This window comes from Mesorhizobium sp. M0910, assembly GCF_040319465.1.
Classification (GTDB): Bacteria; Pseudomonadota; Alphaproteobacteria; order Rhizobiales; family Rhizobiaceae; genus Mesorhizobium.
This window is the reverse complement of record NZ_JAMYNZ010000001.1, coordinates 464,761-489,739: the sequence shown is the minus strand read 5'-3', so window position 1 is coordinate 489,739 and position 24,979 is coordinate 464,761. Positions and strand designations below refer to the sequence as shown.

Sequence of the window (24,979 nt, the reverse complement as noted above, 5' to 3'; positions counted from 1 at the left end):
TCATGCTCCCTTCATCACGCTTGTTTCATTACGATGGCGGCGTCCTGGACGGCACGCACGATCTTGTCATAGCCGGTGCAGCGGCAGAGGTTCCCGGCGAGGCCGAAGCGGATCTCCTCCTCGGTCGGATCGGGGTTCTTGGCCAAAAGGTCCTTGGCCGCCATGAGGAAGCCCGGCGTGCAGACGCCGCATTGAAGTGCGGCGTGCTCCAGGAATTTCTGCTGCAGCGGATGCAGCCTGTCGCCATGCGCCATGCCCTCGATGGTCTCGAGGTGCCGGCCCTCGGCCTCAGCGCCGAGCACCAGACATGAGCATACCAGCCGGTCGTCGAGGATGATGCTGCAGGCCCCGCAGTCGCCGGTGCCGCAGCCTTCCTTGGCGCCCGTCAGCCCCAGGCGATCGCGCAGGACATCAAGCAGCGTCTCGTCCGGCTGGCAAAGGAACTCGACATTGTCGCCGTTGATTGTCGTTGATACTGCTACACCGGCCATCACTTGCCTCCTGCACGTGTATAGGCGGTCGTGGCGGCCCGCTTGGCCAGCACACCCGCAACTTTCCGTCTGAATTCGATAGTGCCTCGCTTGTCGTCGATCGGACGGCAGGCGCCCGAGCAGACCTTGGCGAGCCTCTCCAGCGTGGCTTCGTCCAGCTTGGAGCCGATGAGAACCTCGGCGGCCTCCTCGACCAGAACCACCGTCGGCGCCACGGCGCCCAGCGCCACGCGGGCCGATTTGACGACACCCGCCTCATCGAGCGTCAGGTTCACGCCGGCGCTGACCACCGCGATGTCCATCTCGGTGCGCGGAATGAAACGCAGATAGGCATCGCCCGAACGCGGCAGACGTTTGTCGAGCAGGATTGCCTCGATGATCTCGCCCTTGGCCAGCGACGTCTTGCCCGGCCCAGTCGGCACCGCTTCCACGGCAATCGTGCGCCTGGTTCCCGGGCCGACGACCACCGCCTTGGCGCCAGCGGCCACCAGTGCCGGCACGCTGTCGGCGGCCGGCGAGGCGTTGCAGAGATTGCCGACGATGGTGCAGCGTCCCTGCACCTGCTTGGAGCCGATCAGCTTGGCTGCTTCGACGACGCCAGGCCATGCCTTCTGCAGGGCCGTGTTCTCGCCCAGCACGGCGCAGGGGACCGCCGCGCCGATGCTGAAGCCCTCGGCTGTTTCCCTGATCTCGCCAAGCCCGTCGATCGCCTTGATGTCGACGATCAGGTCGGGTTCGATAAAGCCGCCCTTCATTCTCACCAGGAGGTCGCTGCCTCCGGCGAGGATGGCGGCCGTGCCGGCCGAACTGGCCAACAGGCCGGCGGCGTCTTCAATTGAAAGCGGACGTATGTAACGCATCGTCTCCCCTTACTCGTCATAGTCACATCAACTGATATAACCGTCTCTCGACAATGGCCATCCTGTTCGTGCATTCGCGGATTGGGCCAGGCGCCGCAATTTCATTTTGCTCGTCCAACTGGACGCACCGCCAGCCACTAATGCTCGATCGGCCCCTTCGGCATGACCAGCGCCGTGCCAGCCGTCGTCGGGCGCTCGATCATGCGGCGGACGCGCGGTGGCTCGTTGCCGCTGTGCAGCGCCCTTATACGCTCGCCGATGACGGCGTCCGCGTAGGTGGCGCGCCTGTTGTGGCGGATATATTCGACCCAGGTCGGCGTGTGGTAGTGCTCGATCCATATCGACGGATTTTCGAGATCGCGCGCCAATGTCCAGTTGCGGGCGCCGTCACGGCGGCGGATGCGGCCGCGCTCGGCCATGGTGGCGAGGAATTCCGGCACGTCCTCGTTACGGATGACATATTCGATCATGATGGCGATTGGACCGCTGCGCGGCTTGAGATCAAGCGCCAGATGCGGCTCCTGGAAGCGGTTGAGCGGATCGAGGTTGAGCACAGCCTGCTGCGGCAGCGGCAGGAGCAGGCCGATGGCACCGCCCGCCAGCATGGCGACGCTGGCCGCCATCAGGGCGACTTCGGCGCCATGCGCGTCGGCGACGACGCCCCAGACCCAGCTGCCGAGCGCGATGCCGCCGAAGGTCGCGGTCTGGTAGACCGAAAGCACGCGGCCGACCACCCAGCGTGGCGTCGACATCTGTACGGTGACGTTGAAGTGCGACAGCGCCGTCACCCAGCAGGCGCCGCCGACCAGCAGGCCGAGCGACGTCTGCCAGGCATGATCGCTGACGGCGGCGTTGAAGGCGCAGACGGCGAAACCGGCGAATGCCGTGCGCACCATGGTTTCGCTGGACAGCAGCTGCCGTAGCCTGACGCTGATCAGCGCGCCGCCGACGGCGCCGATGCCGAAGGCACCGAGCATGATGCCGTAGATCAGGGCATCACCCTTGACGACGTCACGCGCGACCAGCGGCAGCAATGCCAGGACCGCGCCGGCGCTGAAGCCGAAAGCGGAGCTCCTGACCAGCACCTTACCGATATTAGGCGACATGGCGACGTAGCGCAGGCCGGCGCCCATTGCGGCGCCCAGCGTCTCGCGCGGCAAGGTCGATGCCGGCAGTTCCGGCTTCCAGCGGGCCAGCACGACGATGAGGCCGACATAGCTCAGCGTGTTGACGGCGAAGGCCGCGGCGGCACCTGCCGCGGCAACGATGATACCACCGATCGCCGGGCCGACGCTGCGCGTCAGGTTGAAGCCCATCGAGTTGAGCGCGATTGCCGCCGGCACCTTGGTGCGAGGCACCATGTCGCCGACCGAAGCCTGCCAGGACGGACTGTTGAGCGCGGTGCCGCTGTCGATCAGGAAGGTGAAGGCGAGCAGCGTCCACGGCGTCATCAGGTCGAGATAGGTGAAGACGGTCAGAAGAGCCGAGACGACCAGCATGAAGATCTGCGCGATCAGCATGATTTTGCGCCGGTTGAAGCTGTCGGCGATAGCGCCGGCCAGCAGCGCAAACAGCATGATCGGCAAGGTGGTCGAGGCCTGGACCAATGCCACCTGGTAGGACGAGGTGGCGATCGTCGTCATCATCCAGGCGGCGCCGACGCCCTGGATGAGGCCGCCGAAATTGGAAACCAGGCTGGCGGACCACACCGCCCGGAAGATGCCGTGCCGGAATGGCGCCAGCGCCGAGGCGCTTTCGTTTTCCGGTGTGTCGTCCCTCATAAATGCTTTCCCGGGGCTCAAATGCGTTTGTTCTTCCGATGAATTCGGCCCCTCAAAGCCATGGATTCAAAAAATAGAACATCATTTCGCAAAGGGCGAACGCATTCTGGAAAAACATCATGGTCCAACAACACGATAGCGCCGGCCCGCCGTGGCGCTCGCCGCGCCGAGTGCGCCATATGAGTTGCGGGCACCGGCAGCGCCTCTAGCGGTCCTCGAAACCGGTCAGCACGCCGACGGCGTTGATGCCGATCTCCTCGACGGCGTAGCCGCCTTCCATGACGAACAGCGTCGGCAGGCCGAGCCTGGCGATGCGGCGGCCGATCCTGGGATAGTCGCCCGTTTTCAGCTTGAACTGGCTGATCGGGTCCTTCTCGAAGGTGTCGACGCCGAGCGAAACCACGACGACGTCAGGAGCATAAGCCAAAAGCCTCGTGCAGGCGTCCTCAAGTGAGGCGTTCCACACCTCCCAGCCGGTGCCGAAGGGCATCGGATAATTGTCGTTGAAGCCTTCGCCGTCGCCCTCGCCGCGCTCGTCGGCATGGCCGAGGAAGAAGGGATATTCGGTCATCGGATCGCCATGCAGGTTCAGCACCTGCACGTCGCCGCGGCGGTAGAAGATCTCCTGGGTGCCGTTGCCGTGGTGATAATCGACGTCGAGGATCGACACGCGCCCGGCGCCATGGTCGCAAAACCATTGCGCGGCGACGGCGGCGTTGTTGATGAAGCAATAGCCGCCCATGAAGGCTGCGCCGGCATGGTGCCCCGGCGGTCGGCAGAGCGCGAAGGCCGAACGGTCACCGGCCTTGACCAACGCGGCGGCTGTCAGCGCGACGTCATAGGACGACTTGATCGCGTCCCATGTACCTTTGACGAACGTCGCGCCGCCATCGAAGGAGTAGAAGCCGAGCAGCGCATCGATGCCTTTCGGTCGCACGTCGCCGCCCAGGCCGCGCGTCGGCCAGGTGAAGGGAATGGCCGAACCGCTGCGGCCCGATGCTTCCCAGAGCGGCCAGACGGTCGGCAGGAAATCGATGTAGTCGCTGTCATGCACCTTCCTGGCGGCGGCGAGGTCGTGGATTTCCGGCGGCAGGATCGGACCGAGTTTTTCGCTCTCCACCCGCGCCCTGATGAACTCGGCGCGCGAAGGCTTTTCAAATGCGGGCACGATGGCGCCGGCGATCAATTCGACATTGCCGGAATGGCCGGCATGGAGAGGCGAAAAAACAGTCTTCATGAACTTGTTCCGTGGTGAGACGCGGCGACCCTAACCGTCCTGCATGGCCCTCCACAAGGCGCTGGGCCAACCGGCCATGGCTTGCTGGCCCGGCAGCCGGTCGTCTAGCCTGTCGGCAGCGCAACCGAACCGCGGGTAATCATGAGTTCAAATGCCGACCTGATCGTCACCAATGCCCGTGTGCTGACCATGGACGAAGGCAATCCGACGGCCGAGGCGGTGGCGATAAAGGACGGCAACATCCTGGCGGTCGGCGATCGCCGGACGGTCGAGGCGCTGAAAGGGCCGGCCACGAAGGTCATGGATGCGCAAGGCGGGTCGGTGGTGCCGGGCTTCATCGAAGCGCATATGCATCTTTTCGGCGGCGCGGCCGAACTCGACAATCTGCACCTTCAGGGCGTGCATGGCTTCGATGCGCTGAGCGAAGCGATCCGTGCCTACGCGGCGGCACGACCGTACGCCAAACTGCTGCTTGGGGCCGGCGTCGACTACACCATCCTTTCCACGAAAGAGCCGGTCACCCGCCACCATCTCGACCGCATCATCCCCGATCGGCCGTTCGCGATGTCGGCTTCCGATCACCACACGATGTGGGCCAATACCAAGGCGCTGGAGCTGGCCGGCATCCTGCACGGCAGGCAACTCGGGCCCGGCAACGAGATCGTCATGGGCGCCGACGGCCTTGCGGCCGGCGAATTGCGCGAGGGCGAGGCGTTCGGGCCGATCCTCGAGCTTTCCGGGCAAAACCGCGTGCGGCTCGGCCTTGCGACAGGCGGCGAGCCCGACCCTTATCCTTCCGCCGCAGAAGTCGCGGCCGATCGCGACCTGATGCATCGCGGGCTGGAATGGTGCGCCCGCCACGGCATCACCTCGATCCACAACATGGACGGCAACCTCTACCAGCTCGAGCTACTTGCCGGTTTGGAGCAGGAAGGGCGGCTGCTCTGCCGCACCAAGATACCTTTTCATTTCAAGAACTTCATGACGCTCGACAGGCTGGAAAAAGCGTCGAGGATGGCCTCCGCCTACCGATCGGAATGGCTGTCGTCCGGCATGGTCAAGATGTTTTATGACGGCGTGCTGGAAGGCTGGACCGCGGTCATGGTCGATGACTATGCCGACCGGCCGGGCTGGCGCGGTGAGACGCTGTTCACGCCGGAGCATTTCGCCGAGGTGGCGCCGGAGGCCGACCGACGCGGCCTGCAGATCGCCGTGCATTCGATAGGCGACGGCGCGGTGCGCGCGGTCCTCGACGGTTACGAGGCGGCGCGGCGGAAGAACGGCAGGCGCGACAGCCGGCACCGCGTCGAGCACATCGAGGTTATCACCGGCGCCGACGTGCCACGCTTCGCCGAACTCGGCGTCATCGCCTCGATGCAGCCGCCGCACCCGCCCGGCGCCATGGACTTCCCGCTGGAACCGACGCTTTCGCGTATCGGCCGCGAAAGATGGCCGCTCAGCTATGCCTGGCGGACGCTGAAGCAGGCGGGCGCGCATGTCGTTTTCGCTTCCGACTGGCCGGTGTCGCGGGTCGACCCGATCCTGGGCATTCAGGCGGCGATGCTGCGCAAACCGTGGGCAGAAGGCGACCCCGACCAGAGCTTCTCGCTGATCGAGGCGCTTGCCGGCTACACGGTCGAAGGCGCCTATGCCGAATTCATGGAGCACCGTAAGGGCCGGCTGAAACCAGGCTATCTGGCCGATCTGGTGGTGCTGTCGGCCGATATCGAGGCAACTGAACCGGCTTCCTTGCACAAGGTGCATCCGGTCAGCACCATCTGCGGCGGCAAGATCACTTATCAGGTTTGATGATGGCGCTGACTGGGGCACGGAGCTTGCGTTTTGAACCGAGGCCCAGATGCATGGTTGCCAAGCCGACCGGCATATGCTGACAATCGAATGGGAACTGGATCCGCCATCAAGAGCGGACATGAAAATGGGGTAATGCGTGCCGGATCAACCGGGTAAGAGTGCAATCGAGGTCCGCGGCGTCCGCAAGGTGTTCGGTATCGGGGACGCACAAGTCGCCGCCCTCGACACGGTTTCGGTGTCGATCCGCGAGAACGAGTTCTTCACGCTGCTGGGGCCGTCGGGCTGCGGAAAGACGACGCTGCTGCGGCTGATCGCTGGCTTCGACTTCCCCAGCGAAGGCGAAATCCTGCTGCACGGCCAGGACATCGCGCCGCTGCCGCCGTTCAAGCGGCCGGTCAACACCGTCTTCCAGTCCTATGCGCTGTTCCCGCACATGACGGTGGCCGAGAATATCGGCTTCGGCCTTGAGATGCTGGGCAAGCCGAAGGCCGAAATCAAGGCGCGCGTCGCCGAGATGCTGAAGCTGGTCAAGATGGAGGCGCTGAGCGCCCGCCGCACCAGCCAGATCTCCGGCGGCCAGCAGCAGCGCGTGGCACTGGCGCGCGCGCTGGCGCCGCAGCCAAAAGTGCTGTTGCTCGACGAGCCATTGTCGGCGCTCGACTACAAGCTGCGCAAGGAAATGCAGATCGAACTGAAACGGCTGCAGCACCAGACCGGCATCACCTTCATCTTCGTCACCCACGACCAGGAAGAAGCGCTGACCATGTCGGACCGCATCGCGGTGATGTCAGCCGGCAAGATCCTGCAAGTCGGCACGCCCTGGGACATCTATGACAAGCCAGCCGAGCGCTTCGTCGCCGACTTCATCGGCGAAACCAATTTCCTGACCGCGGCCATCACCGGCATCGGCAACGGCAAGGCGCGCGCGACACTCAAATCCGGCGCGACGATCGACGCGACGGTGGCCGAGGGCTTCCAGCCGAAGGCGAATGCCACCCTGGTGGTCAGGCCGGAACACGCAAAGCTGACCGGCGGCAAGGGCGATCTTTCCGGAACCGTCGAAAACATCGTCTATTTCGGTACCGATACGCATATTCATGTCCAACTGGACAGCGGCGAAGCCTTCACCGTGCGCCAGCAGAACACGCGCAGCGCAGGCTGCGGTTTCGAGCGAGGCGACAAGGTCGGTGTCTCGATCGGCAACGACGCCGCGCAAGTGCTGAGGGATTGATGGCGAGCGCGGAAGAAGTCGCCAAGGCGGCCGAACGGCGCGATATCCGCGACCGCTGGCTGCTGTCGGCGCCGGCCCTGTTGATCATCTTCCTGGCAGCGACCGGCCCATTGCTGATCGTGCTGGTCTATTCGTTCCTGACACCCGGTCCTTATGGCGACGTGAAGTGGCAATTCTCGCCGGAGGCGTGGATCTCGGTGTTCATGGAACGCGACATCTTCGACGACACGCTGTCGCTCGCCGCTGCCCATGTCACCATCTTTTGGCGCTCTATCAAGCTTGCCATCGTGACCACACTCGCCACGTTGGTGCTTGGTTTTCCTACCGCCTATTTCATGGCAACGCGCAGCGAGAAGACGCGCGATCTCTGGCTTTTCCTGATCACCATTCCGTTCTGGACCAACCTGCTGATCCGTACCTTCGCCGTGCTGCAGATCATCCGCAACGAGGGTTTGATCAACACGGTGCTGCTCAAGCTCGGCATTATCTCCGCGCCGATCCAGATACTCTTCACCGACACGGCGATCCTTATCGGCATGGCCTATGTCTATCTGCCGCTGATGGTGCTGCCGATCTATGCCAGCATGGAGAAGCTCGATTTCCGGCTGGTCGAAGCCGGCTACGATCTTTATGCGACGCGCTTCCAGGTGCTCAGGCGCATCATTTTCCCGCTGGTCAAGCCCGGCGTCGTCGCTGGCTCGATCCTCGTCTTCATCCCGGCGCTGGGCGCCTATGTCACGCCGAGCCTATTGGGCGGCGGCAAGAACATGATGCTTTCCAACCTGATTGAATTGCAGTTCGGGCAAGGCCGCAACTGGCCGCTCGGCTCGGCGCTGTCGATCGCTGTGATGGTCATCGTCATGGTGGCGCTGCTTGCCTATGTGCGCAATGCCGGACAATCGGAGATGCGTCATGGCTAGCAGCTTCTCCATCAAGCATCAGTCCGGCTTCACCGCGATCGCCGCCACCTGCTTCGTCGTGCTTTATCTGCCGATCGTCGTGCTCGTCGTCTATGCCTTCAACGCCGCGACCTCGACGTCGGAATGGGGCGGCTTTTCGCTCAAATGGTTCCAGTCGGCGTGGCAGAACACGCAAGTCATAGACGCCACCTTGCGCTCCTTTGAGATCGGCGCCACGGCGGCGATCCTGGCCACCGTCTTCGCCACCATGGCGGCGCTCGCTACCACGCGCACGCCGCCCTATCCCGGCCTGACCTTCAAATATGCCGCCATCAACCAGCCTTTGATGGTGCCCGAGATCGTCACTGGCGTGGCGTTGCTGATCTTTTTTTCGCGCATAAAGATATTCACCGGCTATTCGGGGCTCGGCTATCTGATCGCCGCGCATACGGCGTTTTGCATTCCCTTTGCCTATCTGCCGATCCGGGCGCGGCTGGAGAACATGGACCTGACGCTGGAGCGCGCCGCCGCCGATCTCTACGCGACGCCGTGGCAGACGTTCAGGCGCATCACGTTGCCGCTGCTGTGGCCCGGCATTCTGGCGGGACTGATGTTGGCCTTCGTCATCTCGCTCGACGATGTTGTCATCACCGAGTTCGTGAAATCGGGCGGCCAGGACACGCTGCCGACCTACATGCTTGGCCAGATACGTCGAGGGATAACGCCGGAGATCAACGCGATATCGACCGTGTTCCTGCTCTTGTCGGTCGCCATCGTGACGTTGTTTTTCTTCATCAGCAGGAAACGGGACTAGACATGAAAATGGGAGCTAAGACCATGAACTGGAAGACCACGGCGACCGCCATCGGGCTGGCGCTGCTCGCCTCGACGAGCCTTGCTCGCGCCGACGGTGAGCTCAACATCTACAATTGGGGCAACTACACCAGCCCCGATGTGATCAAAAAGTTCGAGCAGAAATACAACGTCAAGGTGACCATCACCGATTACGATTCGAACGATACGGCGCTGGCCAAAGTTCGCCAGGGCGGCACCGGCTTCGACATCGCGGTGCCTTCGCAAACCTTCGTGCCGATCTGGATCAAGGAAGGCCTCGTGCAGGAGACCGATCCCGGCAAGATGGAGAACTTCAAGAACGTGGCGCCAGAATGGGCCAATCCCGATTTCGATCCCGGCCGCAAATATTCCGTGCCGTGGGCCTGGGGCACGGTGGGCATCGTGGTGAACACCGATGTCTACAAGGGGCCGTCGGACAGTTGGGGCATCATCTTCAACACACCAGACGAATTGAAGGGCAAGGTCAACGTCGTGCCGGAAATGAACGACGTCATGTTCGCGGCGACCAAATATGTCGGCGGCGCGCAATGCGCCAGCGACAAGGAAACGCTGAAGAAGGTGCGTGACACGCTGGTTGCTGCCAAGCCGAACTGGATCGCGATGGAATACAATACCATCGAGAAAATGGGCGCCGGCGATTTCAAGGCAACCAGCGACTGGAACGGCTCAGCCCTGCGCCAGCGGCTGGCGAATCCCAAGATCCACTATTTCTATCCCAAGGAAGGTTTTGGCCTCTGGAGCGACAATGTCATGGTCCTGAAGGACGCAAAGAATGTCGAGAACGCCAAGCTGTTCCAGAACTTCATCATGGATCCGGAAAACGCCGCCGGCCTGTCCGCCTTCCACCGCTACGCCAACGGCATTGCCGGTTCCGACAAGTACATGCCAGCCGATATGAAGGATGCGCCGGAAGTCATCATCCCGGAAGACGTCAAGGCGCATGGCGAGCTGCAAAAATTGTGTTCAGAGGAAGTGCAGGCCATCTACAGCAAGATCTGGACCGAACTGCAGAAGTAATCCACATCCGGACGAAACCCGGCGGCAATTGCCGCCGGGCCTTTTCCCGGCGATCGGACTGCCTATGATTTCTTATCGCAACAGCGAACCGGCGCCGCCGATCATGCAGGGTTCGCCGCCGCGGATGGTGCCGCCGAAGCTCGAATGGGACCGGCCGCCATGGAACCGCTGGGCGTTCCAGCATATTCGCGAAATCCTGCCGACCGTCGAGGTCTGGCGCGGCAATGGCCATCGCCACAGGCTGGAGCGAGCCGAGGTCGATCTCGACGTGCTGCCGGTGGGCGACAGCATGGGGCAGCCGACGACGCTGGCTGGACTGCTTGACGAGACTTACACCGACGGCTTCCTGGTGCTGAAGCGCGGCAAGGTCGCCTATGAGCGCTACTTCAACGGCATGACCGAGCGCACGCTGCATCTGTCCCAGTCGATGGCGAAGTCGGTCACCGCATCGGTGTTCGGCATACTGGTCGGACGCGGACTGATCGATCCGGGTTTGCCGGTGACCACCTATCTGCCGGAGCTGGAAGCGACCGGCTGGGAGGGCGCCAGCGTGCAGCATGTGCTCGACATGACGAGCGGGGTGCGCTTTTCCGAGGAATACACCGACCCCTATTCCGACATCGGCCAGGTCGATGTCGCCACCGGCTGGAAGCCGGTGCCGCCGGACTGCGATCCGGAATTGCGCTGGCCATCGCATATGTTCGAACTGATCCTGGGGCTCAAGGAAAAGAGCCGGCCGCACGGCGCTGCCTTCGAATACCGCTCGATCGAGACCGACGTGCTTGCCTTCATCATGGAACGGGTGAGCGGCAAACGGCTGGCGCAGCTGGTTTCGGAAGAGCTCTGGCAAAAGCTCGGCGCGGATGAAAGTGCCTGCTTCACCGTAGACAGCGCCGGCTATGCGGTTGCCGATGGCGGCTTCAACGCCACGCTGCGCGATTATGGCCGCTTCGGCCAGCTGATCCTCGGCAATGGTGGCGGCATCGTGCCGGCCGACTGGATCGAGGCGACGCGCAATGGCAGGCATGGGCCGGATTTCAGTCCCAGCCTGCCGGAAGGCAGCTATCGCAACCAGTTCTGGATCGAGGATCCGCGCTCGCGGGCGCTGATGTGCCGTGGCGTGTTCGGACAGCTGATCCACATCGACTGGGATACGAAAATGGTCGTGGTCAAGCTTTCGAGCTATCCGGATTTCACCAACGTCGCCTATTCTGTGGCGACGCTGCAAGCGGTGCACGCCATCGCCGCAGCGCTCGCCTGAAACTCGGCCAAAAGATCCTGAAGGAACGCTATGACCGGCAAGACCGCGTTTGAGACCAGGTATGGCTTTGCCCGAAACCAAGTGCTGCTCGGCAATTGGCGGGAAAGCCCGTTCAGCCGGTGGTCGTTCCAGAATGTCGGCGAGCTGGTGCCGAGCGCTGCCGTGACGGCAAGGCCGGGCAGCAGCGAGGCGCCGGCGCAGGATTTCGGCGGGCTACTTGGCGAAAAGGTCGCCCTTGCAGGCGGCGCGGAGACTGTCGCGGCGTTTCTCGCGCGCTCCGATACCGACGCGCTGACGATCATGAAAGCCGGCAAATTCGTCGGCGACTGGTTCGCACCGCATATGGAGTTCGGTTCACGCCACATCGTCTTTTCGATCAGCAAGTCGCTGACCGCCATTGTTGCCGGCATATTGGAAGGCGAGGGGATTTTCGATCCGCAGGCTCCGGTAAGCCGCTACCTGCCCGAAGCCCCCGGCTCGGCCTATGGCGATGCACGTGTGCGGCACGTGCTCGACATGAGTGTCAGCCTCGATTTCGAAGAGGCCTATCTCGATCCGGACAGCGCCTTCGCCCGCTATCGCCGTGCAATGCTGTGGAATCCAGGCGGGGGCACCGAGGGCCTGGCCACTTTCCTCACGACGCTGCAGAGCCTGACCGAGCCGCATGGCCGGACGTTCCGCTACCTTTCGCCCAATTCCGACCTGCTCGGCATCCTGCTCGAACGCGCGTCTGGCCAGCGTTTCGCCGATCTGATGCGCGAGAAATTATGGGAGCCGCTCGGCGCCGTCGGCGACGCCTCGGTGACAGTCGACATGGAAGGCACGGCGCGTACCGCCGGCGGCATTTCGGTGACACCGCGCGACCTTGCGCGCGTCGGCGAGATGATGCGGCAAGGTGGCGTGGCCAATGGCCGCCGCATCGTGCCGGAAGCCTGGATGCGCGACACGACCGAAACCGGCGGTGACGCCGAGGCATGGCGGCGCGGCACGATGGCGTCCCTGTTTCCGCGTGGCCGCTATCGCAACAAATGGTACCAGACGGGCGCGGCAAGCGGCGCCTTCTGCGGCATCGGCATTCACGGCCAGTGGCTTTACGTCAATCCGATGGCTGAAATTGTCATCGCAAAGATGTCGTCGCAGCCGGTACCGGTCGACGATCCGCTCGATCTGGATTTGATTTCTTTCTTCGAGGCGCTGAGCCGGATGGTCTGATCCGATCTGTACCGCTCATGCAGCTTTCCTGTGGACCTTTCAGCGGGTTGAAAACGCTGCGGTTGGCGCAGCGGGCGTCTCCGCCTATGGTCGCTGCTCTTTTCGACCAACGACAGGTAGGACATGGCATCCGACATCAAGCGCATCGCAATCATCATAGCCGCCGAAATCGGCGCGCGGCCCGAACAGGCTGCGGCGGCGATCGGTTTGCTGGACGACGGCGCGACAGTGCCCTTCGTGGCGCGCTACCGCAAGGAGGTCACCGGCGGCCTCGACGACACGCAGCTGCGCGATCTTGCCGAGCGGCTCGCCTATCTGCGCGAACTCGACGCGCGCCGCGACACCATCCTTGGTTCGATCCGCGAGCAGGGCAAGCTAACCGAGGGGCTTGAAGCGAAAATCGCTGCTGCCGTGACCAAGGCGGAACTCGAAGATATCTACCTGCCTTACAAGCCGAAGCGCCGGACCAAGGCCGAGATCGCGCGCGAGCGTGGGCTGGGCCCGCTGGCGGAAGCTATTCTCGCCGACCGTGCGGCCACGCCCGCCGAGCTGGCGCTGGCCTACATCAGCGAAGGCGTGGCAGACGCCAAGGCAGCGCTCGAGGGTGCGCGCGACATCCTGTCCGAGCAGTTCGCCGAGAATGCCGACCTGGTCGGCAGATTGCGGACTTATATGAAGGAACGCGCATTCCTGCGGTCGCGCGTCGTCGACGGCAAGCAGGAGGCCGGCGCCAAATTTTCGGACTATTTCGACCATGTAGAGCGCTGGGCCAACGTGCCGAGCCATCGCGCGCTGGCCATGCTGCGCGGCCGCAACGAGGAGGTTCTGTCGCTCGACATCGAGGTCGATGCCGACGATGCCTCGCCGGTGAAGCCGGTCGAGCGGATGATTGCCGATGCTTATGCCATCGGCCGCCAGTTGCCGGGAGACCGCTGGCTGATGGAAGTAGCCAGCTGGACCTGGCGCATAAAGCTGTCGCTGCACCTGACGCTCGATCTGATGCGGGACTTGCGTGAACGGGCCGAGGAAGAAGCGATCCATGTCTTCGCCCGCAATCTCAAGGATTTGCTGCTTGCCGCCCCTGCCGGCTCACGGCCGACGATGGGCCTCGATCCGGGCATTCGCACCGGCGTCAAGGTGGCGGTGGTGGACGGCACCGGCAAGCTGCTGGCGACGACGACGGTCTATCCGTTCCCGCCGAAGAATGATGTCCGCGGCACGCAGGCCGAACTGGCCAAGCTCATCCGGCTGCATAAAGTCGAGCTGATCTCGATCGGCAACGGCACCGGCAGCCGCGAGACTGAAAGGCTGGTGGCCGACATGCTGGCTGACATGCCTGCCGGGTCCGGGCCGAAGCCGCTCAAGGTGATCGTCAGCGAAGCCGGTGCCTCGGTCTATTCCGCCTCGGCAACGGCGGCGGCGGAATTTCCCGGCCTCGACGTGTCGCTGCGCGGGGCGGTGTCGATCGCCCGGCGCCTGCAGGATCCGCTCGCCGAACTGGTCAAGATCGAGCCGAAGTCGATCGGCGTCGGCCAGTATCAGCACGACGTCGATCAGTACCGCCTCGGCCGCTCGCTGGAAGCGGTGGTCGAGGATGCGGTCAACGCCGTCGGCGTCGACCTCAACACGGCGTCAGCGCCGCTTCTGGCGCGGGTTTCGGGTCTCGGCGCATCGCTGGCCGAGGCGATCGTTGCGCACCGGGACGCGACCGGCCCGTTCGCAAACCGCCGCGAGCTGTTGAAGGTCTCCCGCCTTGGACCCCGCGCGTTCGAGCAATGCGCCGGCTTCCTGCGCATTCCCGACGGCAGCGAGCCGCTCGATGCCTCCGCCGTGCATCCGGAAGCCTATGGCGTGGCCAAGAAGATCGTTGCGGCCTGCGGGCGCGACGTTCGCTCTCTGATGGGCGACAGCGCCGCACTCAAGGCGCTCGATCCGCGCGTCTTCGTCGATGAGCGCTTCGGCCTGCCGACGGTGCGCGACATCCTGGCGGAGCTGGAAAAGCCCGGCCGCGATCCGCGCCCCGGCTTCAAGACCGCGACCTTTGCCGATGGCATCGACGACATCAAGGATCTGAAGCCCGGCATGCAGCTTGAAGGCACCGTCACCAATGTCGCGGCCTTCGGTGCCTTCGTCGATATCGGCGTGCACCAGGACGGATTGGTGCACGTCTCGCAACTGGCTGATCGGTTCATCAAGGACGCGCATGAGGTGGTCAAGGCCGGCGACGTGGTCAAGGTGCGTGTCGTCGACGTCGATATCAAGCGCAAGCGCATCGGCCTGTCGATGCGCAAGGATGGCGACGGTGGCGCACCGAAGCCACGCGACAATGGCAGCAGGCCGGTGCCGCGCGCGCCGGCGCCCCAACGCCAGTCGGAGCGGCCGGCGCAGCAGGGCGCGTTCGGCGCCGCGTTGGCCGATGCGTTGAAGCGGAAATAATTCGCGAGCCGGGCTGTGGCAGGTCAGACGGCGGCGCTCGACATTGATGATCCATCACCAATGCTCATGGATCGGCGAAGCTATTTCGTTTGATTTTTTCAGGACGGGAGCCGATAAGCCGCGCGTTTCAAGATTTCTGTTTCGATGCATGTCGTTATCTCCAGGCTGCCGAACACCCTCGGGTCAGGCCCGCGGGCAAGCTTTGGGCGACATGCACGAGTTTGGGAGACCGAGAGCCATGGCCGCCGACAAGAACGCATTCGTCTGGGATGATCCTTTCCTGATCGAGGACCAGCTTTCGGAGGACGAGCGCATGGTGCGCGATGGCGCCGCGGCGTTTGCCGCCGACAAGCTCGCTCCGAAGATCGAGGAAGCCTACCTCGAGGAAAAGACCGACGCCGGGATCTTTCGCGAAATGGGCGAGGCGGGTCTGCTCGGCATCACCATCCCCGAGGAATATGGCGGGCTCGGCGCCAACTACGTCACCTACGGGCTGGTCGCGCGGGAAGTGGAGCGGATCGATTCCGGCTATCGGTCGATGATGAGCGTGCAGTCGTCGCTGGTGATGTATCCGATCCATGCCTATGGCTCGGAAGAACAACGCAGGAAATACCTGCCGAAGCTGGCGTCGGGCGAATGGATCGGCTGCTTTGGCTTGACCGAACCTGATGCCGGTTCCGACCCGGGCGGCATGAAGACGCGGGCCGAGAAGACCGCGAACGGCTACAGGATCTCCGGCTCGAAAATGTGGATTTCCAACGCGCCGATCGCCGACATTTTCGTCGTTTGGGCAAAGTTGTCCGACGAAAGTGGGGGCGCGCATGACAACCAGATTCGCGGCTTTGTCCTGGAAAAGGGCATGAACGGGCTGTCGGCGCCGAAGATCGGCGGCAAGCTGTCGCTTCGCGCGTCGATCACCGGCGAATTGGTGATGGAAGGCGTCGAGGTCGGCGAGGACGCGCTGCTGCCCAATGTCTCGGGTCTCAAAGGACCGTTCGGCTGCCTCAACCGGGCGCGCTACGGCATCTCCTGGGGTGCGATGGGCGCGGCGGAGGATTGCTGGCACCGTGCTCGCCAGTATGGCCTCGACCGCAAGCAGTTCGGCAAGCCGCTGGCCGGCACGCAGCTTTTCCAGAAGAAGCTCGCCGACATGCAGACCGAGATCGCGCTCGGCCTGCAGGGCAGCCTGCGCGTCGGGCGGCTTATGGACGAAGGCAAGATGGCGCCGGAGATGATCTCGCTGGTCAAGCGCAACAATTGCGGCAAGGCGCTCGACATCGCCCGCCAAGCCCGCGACATGCATGGCGGCAACGGCATCCAGATCGGCTACCACGTCATGCGCCACGCGCAGAACCTGGAGACGGTCAACACCTATGAGGGCACGCATGACGTGCATGCGCTGATCCTCGGACGGGCGCAGACCGGGTTGCAGGCGTTCTTTTAGCATCGGCAGGGGTCCTCCGCTTCCAGGGGGCCATTGCCTGGCATCTCCCCCGCAAGGCGGGCGATCGGCAGCTTTCGTCGGCGGTGCCACATTTTGTTCTTGCTTTGTGCCGGCAGCTATGCTACTAATTTGGATATGGTGCTAATTGGCTCCAACGACCCGCCCGCCGAGGCGGGTTTTTCTTTTCCGCTGTTTTCGACGAAGCATCGCGTGTGCTGCCGATCATCGATATCGGCGGGAAGCGCCCGGTGCTGGACCCGCCGCACCTCGGCCCAGCACCGTTGCAACGTCATGCCGCCACGCGGAATCCCAAGGTCGGCGCTCCGTTTCGTGAAGCTATGAAAGCTTCTTAATTTAGGTGCAGCGCAACATCTCTGCTTGGAGAATGCTCAGCATTCGTGTCAGGGTTCAGCGAACTCCTTTTGAAACGCCGACCTCAGGGGCACCATGGCAATTCTGGCAGCCGTCTATCACCTGACCCACTACAAATACGACAGGCCGGTCGTCTTGGGCCCGCAAGTCATAAGGTTGCAGCCTGCGCCGCATTCCCGCACGAAAGTGCTCAGCCATTCGCTGAAGGTCGGGCCGGCAAATCACTTCGTCAATTTGCAGCAGGATCCCTACGGCAATTTCCTTGCCCGCTTCGTCTTCCCCGAGCCGGTGACGGAACTGAAGATCGAGGTCGATCTCGTTGCCGACATGACGGTCTACAATCCGTTCGATTTCTTCGTCGAGCCCTCGGCCGAGACGTTTCCGTTCGAATACCCCGAAGAGATCAGGGACGATCTGACCATCTACCGGACGCCGGAACCGGCGGGGCCGCTGTTGGAGGCATTCCTCAAAACCCTCGACCGCAGCCCGACCAACACCGTCAATTTTGTCGTCGACCTCAATGCGAGGCTGCAGCGCGAGATCGCCTATATCGTGCGCATGGAAACCGGCGTCTTCTCGCCCGAGGAAACGCTGGCCGCCGGCAAGGGGTCGTGCCGGGATTCCAGCTGGCTCCTGGTGCAGATACTGAGGAACCTCGGCATCGCTGCGCGCTTCGTTTCCGGCTACCTGATCCAGCTGAAGCCCGACCTCGTCGCGCTTGACGGACCGCCCGGCACCGCAGTCGACTTCACCGATCTCCATGCCTGGTGCGAGGTGTATCTGCCGGGCGCCGGCTGGATCGGCTTCGACCCGACCTCCGGCCTGCTCACCGGCGAAAGCCATGTGCCTCTCGCGGCAACGCCGCATTTCCGCAATGCCGCGCCGATCTCCGGCATGGCGAGCTTCGCCAATGTCGAGTTCGGCTTCGACATGCGGGTCGACCGCATCGCCGAGCATCCGCGCATTACCAAGCCGTTTTCCGACGAAAGCTGGCAGGCGCTCGATGCGCTGGGCAACCAAGTTGACGCCGCGCTTGATGCCGGCGACGTGCGGCTGACCATGGGCGGCGAGCCGACCTTCGTCTCGATCGACGATTTCGAGGCTGCAGAGTGGAACACCGCCGCCGTCGGGCCAACCAAACGCGAAAAGGCCGATGCGCTGATCCGCCGGCTGCGCGAGCGCTTCGCGCCGGGCGGCTTCCTGCATTACGGACAGGGCAAATGGTATCCCGGCGAAAGCCTGCCGCGCTGGACCTTCTCGCTCTACTGGCGCACCGACGGCGAGCCGGTGTGGAGCGACCCGTCGCTGATCGCGCATGAAAAGAGCGAGGCGGATGTCGGACCGATGCAGGCCGAGAGCCTGCTGACCGCGATTGCCGACGAACTCGGCATCGACAAGACGATGGTCAGCGAAGCCTATGAGGACCCCGCCGAATGGCTGCTCAAGGAAGGCAAGCTGCCTGACAACGTCGATCCTTCCAATTCGAAGCTGGAGGACCCGGAGGAGCGCAGCCGCATGGCGCGGGTGTTCGAACGCGGGCTGACCAAGCCGTCGGGCTATGTGCTGCCTGTCCAGCGCTGGAACAGCCAGGCGTCAGGACCGCGCTGGCGCTCGGAGAAGTGGAAGACGCGGCGCGGCAGGCTGTTCCTGGTGCCGGGAGATTCACCGGTAGGTTACCGCCTGCCGCTCGGCACGCTGCCTTACGTGCCGCCGGCGCAGTTCCCCTACATCGTGCCGGTCGACCCATCGCTGCCGCGCGGACCATTGCCGGCGCGTGAGGCGATCTTGCCCGATTCTGCTTCTTCGCCTGCGTCGGCCGAACTTGAAGGCGCCGACGAAATGGCGCGACGTCAGCAGGCCGTTTCCTTCACGGCCGTTACCGGCCAGCAGGACCGCGTCGAACAGGAGATCACCGAGATCGGCGGCGCCGTGCGCACGGCACTTTCGGTCGAGCCGCGCGACGGACGGCTTTGTGTGTTCATGCCGCCTGTCGAGGCGCTGGAGGACTATCTCGAACTGGTCGCGGCGGCGGAGAACGCGGCAAAGGCTATTGGCCTGCCTGTGCATATCGAGGGTTACGGCCCGCCGCACGATCCGCGCCTCAACGTCATCCGTGTGGCACCTGATCCCGGCGTCATCGAAGTCAATATCCACCCCGCTGCCAATTGGCAGGATTGCGTGGCGACGACCACGGCGATCTACGAGGAGGCGCGGCAGACGCGGCTTGGCGCCGACAAGTTCATGATCGATGGCCGCCATACCGGTACCGGCGGCGGCAACCACGTCGTCGTGGGCGGCGCAACGCCCAATGACAGTCCGTTCCTGCGCCGCCCCGACATGTTGAAAAGCTTGGTGCTGCAGTGGCAGCGGCATCCGTCGCTGTCCTATCTGTTCTCCGGCCTGTTCATCGGCCCGACCAGCCAGGCGCCGCGCTTCGACGAGGCACGCCACGATTCGCTCTACGAACTCGAAATCGCGATGGCGCAGGTGCCGCATCCGGACAAGGGCGCGGCACCCCTGCCGTGGCTGGTCGACCGGCTGTTCCGCAACCTTCTGACCGACGTGACCGGCAATACCCATCGCTCGGAAATCTGCATCGACAAGCTATTTTCGCCGGACGGGCCGACCGGCCGGCTCGGGCTGGTCGAATTCCGCGGCTTCGAGATGCCACCCAACGCGCGCATGAGCCTGGCGCAGCAATTGCTGGTGCGCGCCATCATCGCTCGGGCCTGGAAGAACCCGCTCGACGGCCGCTTCGTGCGCTGGGGCACCTCGCTGCACGACCGTTTCATGCTGCCGCATTATGTCTGGGCTGACTTTCTCGATGTGCTGGACGACCTCAAGCTGAACGGCTTTGCATTCCGTCCGGAATGGTTCGACGCCCAGCTCGAATTCCGCTTCCCGTTCTGCGGCGAGGTCCAGCATGCCGGTATCAAGCTGGAGCTCAGGCAGGCGCTGGAGCCGTGGCATGTGATGGGCGAGCAAGGCGCGATCGGCGGCACCGTGCGCTTTGTCGATTCCTCCGTCGAGCGGCTGCAGGTGAAGACCGAGGGACTCAACCCGGAGCGTCACGCGGTCGTCTGCAACGGCCGCCTGGTGCCGATGAAGGTGACCGACAACCGCGAGATCGCGGTGGCGGGCGTTCGTTTCAAAGCCTGGCAGCCGGCGTCGGGCCTGCATCCGGCGCTGCCGGTCAACACGCCGCTGGTCTTCGACATCTATGACCGCTGGTCGGGCCGCGCGGTCGGCGGCTGCGTCTACCACGTCGCGCATCCCGGCGGGCGCAGCTACGACACGTTCCCGGTCAACGGCAACGAAGCGGAGGCGCGGCGGCTCGCCCGCTTCGAGCCGCGTGGCCATACGCCGTCCAGCTATGTGCTGCGCAACGAAGAAGCCTCTGAAGATTTCCCGATGACCCTTGACCTTCGGCGACCGCAAAGACTCTGATCAGCCATGGCGAAGGGGAATCACAAAAGGCTGCGCAGCAAGCCGCAGACCCACAGTCTGCTGGAGCACTACCAGCCGATCGACGGCGTCGTCGACGAGATGGTCGATGCGTCGGGCAATCCGCGGCCGGCCTGGCGGCACTTCATCGAGGCGCTGGAGGACCTGGGGCCGGAAAAGCTTGCCCAGCGCTTCGCCCGCGCCGACCAATACCTGCGCGACGCCGGCGTCTACTACCGCGTCTATGACAAGGCCGGCGCCAACGAGCGGGAATGGCCGCTGGCACATGTGCCGCTGCTGATCGAGGAGCAGGAATGGGCTGACATCAGCGCCGGCCTGATCCAGCGCGCCGATCTGTTCGAGGAGACCATCGCCGACATTTACGGGCCGAACCGGCTGGTCGAGAAAGGCATTCTGCCGGCCGGATTGATCGCGGCCAGCCCGGAATATTTGCGGCCGGTCGTCGGCACCAGGCCGGCCAGCGGCCATTTCCTGCATTTCTGCGCCTTCGAGCTCGGTCGTGGCCCGGACGGCCGCTGGTGGGTGCTTGGCGACCGCACACAGGCCCCATCTGGCGCCGGCTTCGCACTGGAAAACCGCGTCGCCACCACAAGGGCGCTGTCCGACATCTACGGCGAGATGCATGTGCACCGCCTGGCCGGCTTCTTCCGCCGTTTTCGCGATGCGCTGATCGGCATGGCCAAGCAAGCCGGTGGCCGTGTCGCCATCCTGACGCCGGGACCGCTGAACGAAACCTATTACGAACATGCCTATATCGCCCGCTATCTCGGCATCATGCTGCTCGAGGGCGAGGACCTGACTGTCTCGAGCGGCAGGCTGATGGTGCGCACGGTTTCGGGGCTGATGCCGGTGAGCGTCTTGTGGCGGCGGCTCGACGCCGCCTTCGCAGATCCGCTCGAACTGCGGCCGGACTCGCAGATCGGCACGCCGGGGCTGGTCGAAGCGGTCCGGCAGGGGGCGGTTTCGGCCGTCAACGCGCTGGGCTCCGGCCTGATGGAGACACGCGCGCTGCTCGCCTTCCTGCCGAAGATTTCGCGCGCCCTGCGCAATGAGGAGCTGCTGCTGCCGACCGTCGCGACGTGGTGGTGCGGGCAGGAGGCGGAGCGCGAGCATGTGCTCGCCAATATCGATAGCATGGTGATCGGTCCGGCGCTGTCGACGCGGCTCGCCTTCGAGGATGACGGCTCGACCAAGCTCGGGTCAGCGCTGTCGGTCGAGGAGCGGACCGAACTCGTCGCCCGGATCGAACGGGACGGCGGCGACTTCGTCGGCCAGGAAGCGGTGACGCTGTCGACCACCCCGGTCTATGTCGGCGGCTGGCTGGAGCCGCGGCCGGCCAGCCTGCGCGTCTATCTGGCGCGCACGCCGGAAGGCTGGACCGTGATGCCGGGCGGTTTTGCCCGTGTCGGCTTTTCGCTCGACCCGACGGCCATCGCCATGCAGCGCGGCGGCCAGGCGGCGGATGTCTGGGTGGTCAGCGACAGGCCGGTGGAGCGCGAGACGCTGCTGCCGCAGGAGCACGACAGCTTTACCCGAACCTTGCCAGGCAGCCTGCCCAGCCGCGCGGCGGAAAACCTGACATGGCTTGGGCGCTATATCGAGCGGTCGGAAGACACGGTGCGCATCCTGCGCGCCTACCATGTGCGGCTGGCCGAGACATCCGATCCCGAGATGCCGCTGCTCGCCGATATCAGGGACCATCTCGCGCCGTTCGGCATCGATGTCGAGACGGCAATCCCATTGGGGCTCATCAGCACCCTGGACAGCGCCGTGTACAGTGCCGGACAAATCCGAGACCGTTTCTCGCCGGATGGCTGGCTGGCATTGAAGGATCTGTCGAAGACCATCCATCAATTTGCCGCCACGGTGGCGCCGGGCGATGACGCGACAAGGGCAATGACGGTGATCCTGCGCAAGCTGGCCGGGTTTTCCGGTCTGCTGCACGAGAACATGTACCGCTTTGCCGGCTGGCGTTTCCTCGAAATCGGTCGCAGGCTCGAACGCGGCATCCAGATCGCCCGCACGCTCGCGCGGCTGACCAGAGCCCAGGCGCCTGAAGGCGCACTCGACATGATGCTGGAGATCGGCGACAGCGTCATGACGCACCGTCGGCAATATCCGGTGCAGGCGGGGCGGCGCACCGTGGTCGACCTTCTGGCGCTCGATCCGCTCAACCCACGCTCGATCCTTTTCCAGCTCGAACGGCTGAAAGCCGAAATCGCGCTGCTGCCCTCCGTCGGGGCTGAAGGCCATATGTCGCCGGCGGCCAAGGAAATTCTGCAGCTCAACACGTCGATCGCCATCAAGGAGCCCTCGGACATGACGGCCGAGGCCCTCGGCGATCTCGCCAATGAAATCGGCGGGCTCTACAACAGCCTCGCCAAAGCCTATTTCGGGTAGAGACAGCATGCTCTACGACATCAGGCTTCACCTGCGTTACGACTATGATGCGGCGGCCGGTGGCGGCCGCCATCAGGTGCGCGTGCTGCCGCCGACCATCCCTGGCGTGCAGCGCGTCGTCGCCGCTTCACTGTCTTTTGTGCCGGCGCCCAGCGAACGCTCCGACTTTTCCGACTTTTTCGGCAACAGTGTCACCTCGATCGCCTTTCGTGACGCGCATGATGCGCTCGACATCAGGATGAGCGCGCGTGTTTCAGTGTCGCGGCCGGAGCCCGGGCTCGACGTATCGCCGGACATACGCCGGCTGAGGGAAGAACTCGGCGCCGTGCACTCGCTGGCGCCGGCGTCGCCGCATCACTTTCTGGCCACCAGCGATCATGCCGGCATCGACCCGGCAATCACTGCCTATGCGAAAGACAGTGCCGGCAGTTCGACAGTCGGCACGGCCATGGCTCTGTGCAACCGCATTCACCGCGATTTCACCTATGACGGCGAGGCGACCACCGTGCAGACGCGGGCCAGCGACGCCTTCGGCCTGAAGCGCGGCGTCTGCCAGGATTTTTCCCACATCATGATCGCCGGCCTGCGCGGCCTCGGCATTCCTGCCGGCTATGTCAGCGGGTTCCTGCGCACCATCCCGCCGCGCGGAAAGCCGCGGCTCGAAGGCGCCGACGCCATGCATGCCTGGGTCAAGGTGTGGTGCGGACGCGATGCCGGCTGGCAGGAATTCGATCCGACCAATGGCATGCGGGCAAGCAACGACCATATCACGGTCGGCTACGGCCGCGACTACTCCGATGTGGCGCCGATCGTCGGCGTGTTGAAAACCACGGGCGGGCAGGTCGGCGAACAGGCGGTCGACGTCATACCGGTCGTGCTCGAAAAGGCGTGATGACGCATGTCTTCGTTGCACGGCGACGTCGATAGGCTGTTCTGGAACCAAGAGATCAAGAGGCGGTGGAACCCGCAGCCGGCAAGCGGCTTATCTACGGAAATTCCGTGGAGAGGACATGCTCGACAAATCCGAGTCGTCGTCTGGCCGATCGGCTGTGAGGAAAGCTGCACCAAAGAACGGGGTGCCGCGGAACGGGGCGCTGGAGAATGGCGCGCAAGCCTCGGCCGTTCGGGCCTCGCTCAATTATGTCACCGACACTGAACCCGGTATTCGCCGGCTGCGTTCGGGCAAGGGGTTCTCGTACAAAGGACCCGACGGGCGGATTGTCGACGGGGAGGCGCTGGCACGCATCAAGGCGCTCGCCATCCCCCCGGCCTGGACGGACGTCTGGATCTCGCCGGATTCCGATGGTCATATCCAGGCGACCGGTAGGGACCAGCGTGGACGCAAACAATACCGCTATCACCCGCACTGGGCGGAGGAGCGTGACGGCGTCAAATATTCGAGCCTGGTCGCCTTCGCCGAGAGCCTGCCCGAACTGCGGCGGCAGATCGACGTCGATTTGCGCCGTCACGGCCTGCCGCTGGAACGCGTCGTTTCGGCTATCGTCTGGCTGCTCGACAACACGATGATCCGTGTCGGCAATGCCGCCTACGCGCGCGACAATAAGAGTTTTGGGTTGACCACGCTGCGCGACCGCCATGTCGACATCAAGGGCTCGAGCCTGCGCTTCGCCTTCATCGGCAAATCCGGCAAGGAATGGAGATTGAAGCTTGTCGATCGCCGGATTGCCAAGGTCGTGCGTGGAGCGCAGGACCTGCCGGGGCAGAAGTTGTTCCAGTATCTCGACGAGGACGGAAACAGGCGTCCGGTGCGCTCAGACGACGTCAACCGCTATATCAGGGAACACGCCGGAGCGGAGTTCAGTTCCAAGCACTTCAGAACCTGGGGTGGCACCATTCATGCCGCGTCGCTGTTTGCCCAAACCGAACGTCCCGAAAGCCAGGCGCAGCAAAAGCGGGTGATGAACAATGTCATCGACAAGGTTGCCGAGCGGCTTGGCAACACACGCGCGGTCTGTCGCCAATGCTATATTCATCCGGAGGTCTTCCGCGCCTGGTCCGAAGGACGGCTGCTCGACGAAATGGCGGATGCCAACAAAGGCAAGCGCTCGGTCGCCGGGCTAGACGACGAGGAGGCCCTGGTCTTGAGATGGCTGAAGGCGAGAGAAAGCTGACGTCGGACCGCGGCGTATTTTTTTGTCGACGCCATGTCGGCATCGGTCCTAGTGTTTCGTCCTTTGAGAAAAGG

Annotated in this window: 17 protein-coding genes; 13 read left to right on the top strand and 4 right to left on the bottom strand. The window is 63.9% G+C overall.

Features of this window, described 5'->3' with window-relative positions; all coding sequences use genetic code 11:
* Window positions 1-14: 14 nt before the first annotated feature.
* The 4 genes from NKH78_RS02435 to NKH78_RS02420 all read right to left on the bottom strand — a co-directional run bounded on the left by NKH78_RS02435 (window position 15) and on the right by NKH78_RS02420 (window position 4,369).
* Entirely contained in the window at window positions 15-491 is a 477-nt protein-coding gene (locus NKH78_RS02435; RefSeq protein ID WP_352478287.1) for a (2Fe-2S)-binding protein, read from the bottom strand.
* Entirely contained in the window at window positions 491-1,351 is an 861-nt protein-coding gene (locus NKH78_RS02430) for an FAD binding domain-containing protein (RefSeq protein WP_352506301.1), read from the bottom strand. The genes NKH78_RS02435 and NKH78_RS02430 overlap by 1 nt, the downstream gene beginning before the upstream one ends.
* Before the next feature lie 137 nt (window positions 1,352-1,488).
* Window positions 1,489-3,132, bottom strand: a complete 1,644-nt coding sequence (locus NKH78_RS02425) for an MFS transporter (protein ID WP_352506300.1) — start codon at window positions 3,130-3,132, stop codon at window positions 1,489-1,491.
* A 205-nt stretch (window positions 3,133-3,337) separates the two neighbouring features.
* The gene (locus NKH78_RS02420) at window positions 3,338-4,369 is read right to left on the bottom strand and encodes a histone deacetylase family protein (RefSeq protein ID WP_352881766.1); all 1,032 of its coding nucleotides are present in this window, start codon (window positions 4,367-4,369) and stop codon (window positions 3,338-3,340) included.
* 141 nt (window positions 4,370-4,510) lie between these two features.
* Here NKH78_RS02420 and NKH78_RS02415 point away from each other — a divergent pair, with 141 nt between their 5' ends.
* The 13 genes from NKH78_RS02415 to NKH78_RS02355 all read left to right on the top strand — a co-directional run bounded on the left by NKH78_RS02415 (window position 4,511) and on the right by NKH78_RS02355 (window position 24,905).
* Window positions 4,511-6,178, top strand: a complete 1,668-nt coding sequence (locus NKH78_RS02415; protein ID WP_352506298.1) for an amidohydrolase — start codon at window positions 4,511-4,513, stop codon at window positions 6,176-6,178.
* Window positions 6,179-6,317: 139 nt separating this feature from the next.
* On the top strand, window positions 6,318-7,412 hold the full coding sequence (locus tag NKH78_RS02410) for an ABC transporter ATP-binding protein (protein WP_352506297.1): 1,095 nt from the start codon (window positions 6,318-6,320) through the stop codon (window positions 7,410-7,412).
* Complete coding sequence (locus NKH78_RS02405) at window positions 7,412-8,332, top strand: ABC transporter permease (protein ID WP_352478299.1); 921 nt, start codon at window positions 7,412-7,414, stop codon at window positions 8,330-8,332. Before NKH78_RS02410 ends, NKH78_RS02405 begins: the two co-directional genes overlap by 1 nt.
* Window positions 8,325-9,125, top strand: a complete 801-nt coding sequence (locus NKH78_RS02400) for an ABC transporter permease (RefSeq protein WP_352506296.1) — start codon at window positions 8,325-8,327, stop codon at window positions 9,123-9,125. Before NKH78_RS02405 ends, NKH78_RS02400 begins: the two co-directional genes overlap by 8 nt.
* Window positions 9,126-9,148: 23 nt before the next feature.
* Window positions 9,149-10,183: an ABC transporter substrate-binding protein gene (locus NKH78_RS02395; RefSeq protein WP_254816998.1), complete on the top strand. Its 1,035-nt coding sequence runs from the start codon at window positions 9,149-9,151 to the stop codon at window positions 10,181-10,183.
* A gap of 64 nt (window positions 10,184-10,247) precedes the next feature.
* Window positions 10,248-11,444: a serine hydrolase domain-containing protein gene (locus NKH78_RS02390; RefSeq protein ID WP_352506295.1), complete on the top strand. Its 1,197-nt coding sequence runs from the start codon at window positions 10,248-10,250 to the stop codon at window positions 11,442-11,444.
* Window positions 11,445-11,474: 30 nt separating this feature from the next.
* On the top strand, window positions 11,475-12,656 hold the full coding sequence (locus tag NKH78_RS02385) for a serine hydrolase domain-containing protein (protein ID WP_352881763.1): 1,182 nt from the start codon (window positions 11,475-11,477) through the stop codon (window positions 12,654-12,656).
* A gap of 123 nt (window positions 12,657-12,779) precedes the next feature.
* A complete protein-coding gene (locus tag NKH78_RS02380) occupies window positions 12,780-15,092 on the top strand; it encodes a Tex family protein (protein WP_352506293.1) in 2,313 nt (770 codons plus the stop codon).
* Window positions 15,093-15,330: 238 nt separating this feature from the next.
* Window positions 15,331-16,536 (top strand): acyl-CoA dehydrogenase, encoded by a 1,206-nt coding sequence (locus NKH78_RS02375; protein ID WP_352881759.1) that lies wholly within the window; start codon window positions 15,331-15,333, stop codon window positions 16,534-16,536.
* A 447-nt stretch (window positions 16,537-16,983) separates the two neighbouring features.
* Entirely contained in the window at window positions 16,984-20,355 is a 3,372-nt protein-coding gene (locus tag NKH78_RS02370; protein WP_352881756.1) for a transglutaminase family protein, read from the top strand.
* A 6-nt stretch (window positions 20,356-20,361) separates the two neighbouring features.
* Window positions 20,362-22,773, top strand: a complete 2,412-nt coding sequence (locus NKH78_RS02365; RefSeq protein WP_352736964.1) for a circularly permuted type 2 ATP-grasp protein — start codon at window positions 20,362-20,364, stop codon at window positions 22,771-22,773.
* Between the two features lie 7 nt (window positions 22,774-22,780).
* Entirely contained in the window at window positions 22,781-23,665 is an 885-nt protein-coding gene (locus NKH78_RS02360; RefSeq protein ID WP_352689984.1) for a transglutaminase family protein, read from the top strand.
* Window positions 23,666-23,783: 118 nt separating this feature from the next.
* On the top strand, window positions 23,784-24,905 hold the full coding sequence (locus tag NKH78_RS02355) for a DNA topoisomerase IB (protein ID WP_352736963.1): 1,122 nt from the start codon (window positions 23,784-23,786) through the stop codon (window positions 24,903-24,905).
* The last annotated feature ends 74 nt before the right edge of the window (window positions 24,906-24,979 follow it).

Excerpts from the sequence above, each read along its gene's own strand:
- NKH78_RS02435 (WP_352478287.1), bottom strand. The coding sequence starts at position 491 with ATGGCCGGTGTAGCAGTATCAACGACAATCAACGGCGACAATGTCGAG.
- NKH78_RS02430 (WP_352506301.1), bottom strand. The coding sequence starts at position 1,351 with ATGCGTTACATACGTCCGCTTTCAATTGAAGACGCCGCCGGCCTGTTG.
- NKH78_RS02425 (WP_352506300.1), bottom strand. The coding sequence starts at position 3,132 with ATGAGGGACGACACACCGGAAAACGAAAGCGCCTCGGCGCTGGCGCCA.
- NKH78_RS02420 (WP_352881766.1), bottom strand. The coding sequence starts at position 4,369 with ATGAAGACTGTTTTTTCGCCTCTCCATGCCGGCCATTCCGGCAATGTC.
- NKH78_RS02415 (WP_352506298.1), top strand. The coding sequence starts at position 4,511 with ATGAGTTCAAATGCCGACCTGATCGTCACCAATGCCCGTGTGCTGACC.
- NKH78_RS02405 (WP_352478299.1), top strand. The coding sequence starts at position 7,412 with ATGGCGAGCGCGGAAGAAGTCGCCAAGGCGGCCGAACGGCGCGATATC.
- NKH78_RS02400 (WP_352506296.1), top strand. The coding sequence starts at position 8,325 with ATGGCTAGCAGCTTCTCCATCAAGCATCAGTCCGGCTTCACCGCGATC.
- NKH78_RS02395 (WP_254816998.1), top strand. The coding sequence starts at position 9,149 with ATGAACTGGAAGACCACGGCGACCGCCATCGGGCTGGCGCTGCTCGCC.
- NKH78_RS02390 (WP_352506295.1), top strand. The coding sequence starts at position 10,248 with ATGATTTCTTATCGCAACAGCGAACCGGCGCCGCCGATCATGCAGGGT.
- NKH78_RS02385 (WP_352881763.1), top strand. The coding sequence starts at position 11,475 with ATGACCGGCAAGACCGCGTTTGAGACCAGGTATGGCTTTGCCCGAAAC.
- NKH78_RS02380 (WP_352506293.1), top strand. The coding sequence starts at position 12,780 with ATGGCATCCGACATCAAGCGCATCGCAATCATCATAGCCGCCGAAATC.
- NKH78_RS02375 (WP_352881759.1), top strand. The coding sequence starts at position 15,331 with ATGGCCGCCGACAAGAACGCATTCGTCTGGGATGATCCTTTCCTGATC.
- NKH78_RS02370 (WP_352881756.1), top strand. The coding sequence starts at position 16,984 with ATGGCAATTCTGGCAGCCGTCTATCACCTGACCCACTACAAATACGAC.
- NKH78_RS02365 (WP_352736964.1), top strand. The coding sequence starts at position 20,362 with ATGGCGAAGGGGAATCACAAAAGGCTGCGCAGCAAGCCGCAGACCCAC.
- NKH78_RS02360 (WP_352689984.1), top strand. The coding sequence starts at position 22,781 with ATGCTCTACGACATCAGGCTTCACCTGCGTTACGACTATGATGCGGCG.
- NKH78_RS02355 (WP_352736963.1), top strand. The coding sequence starts at position 23,784 with ATGCTCGACAAATCCGAGTCGTCGTCTGGCCGATCGGCTGTGAGGAAA.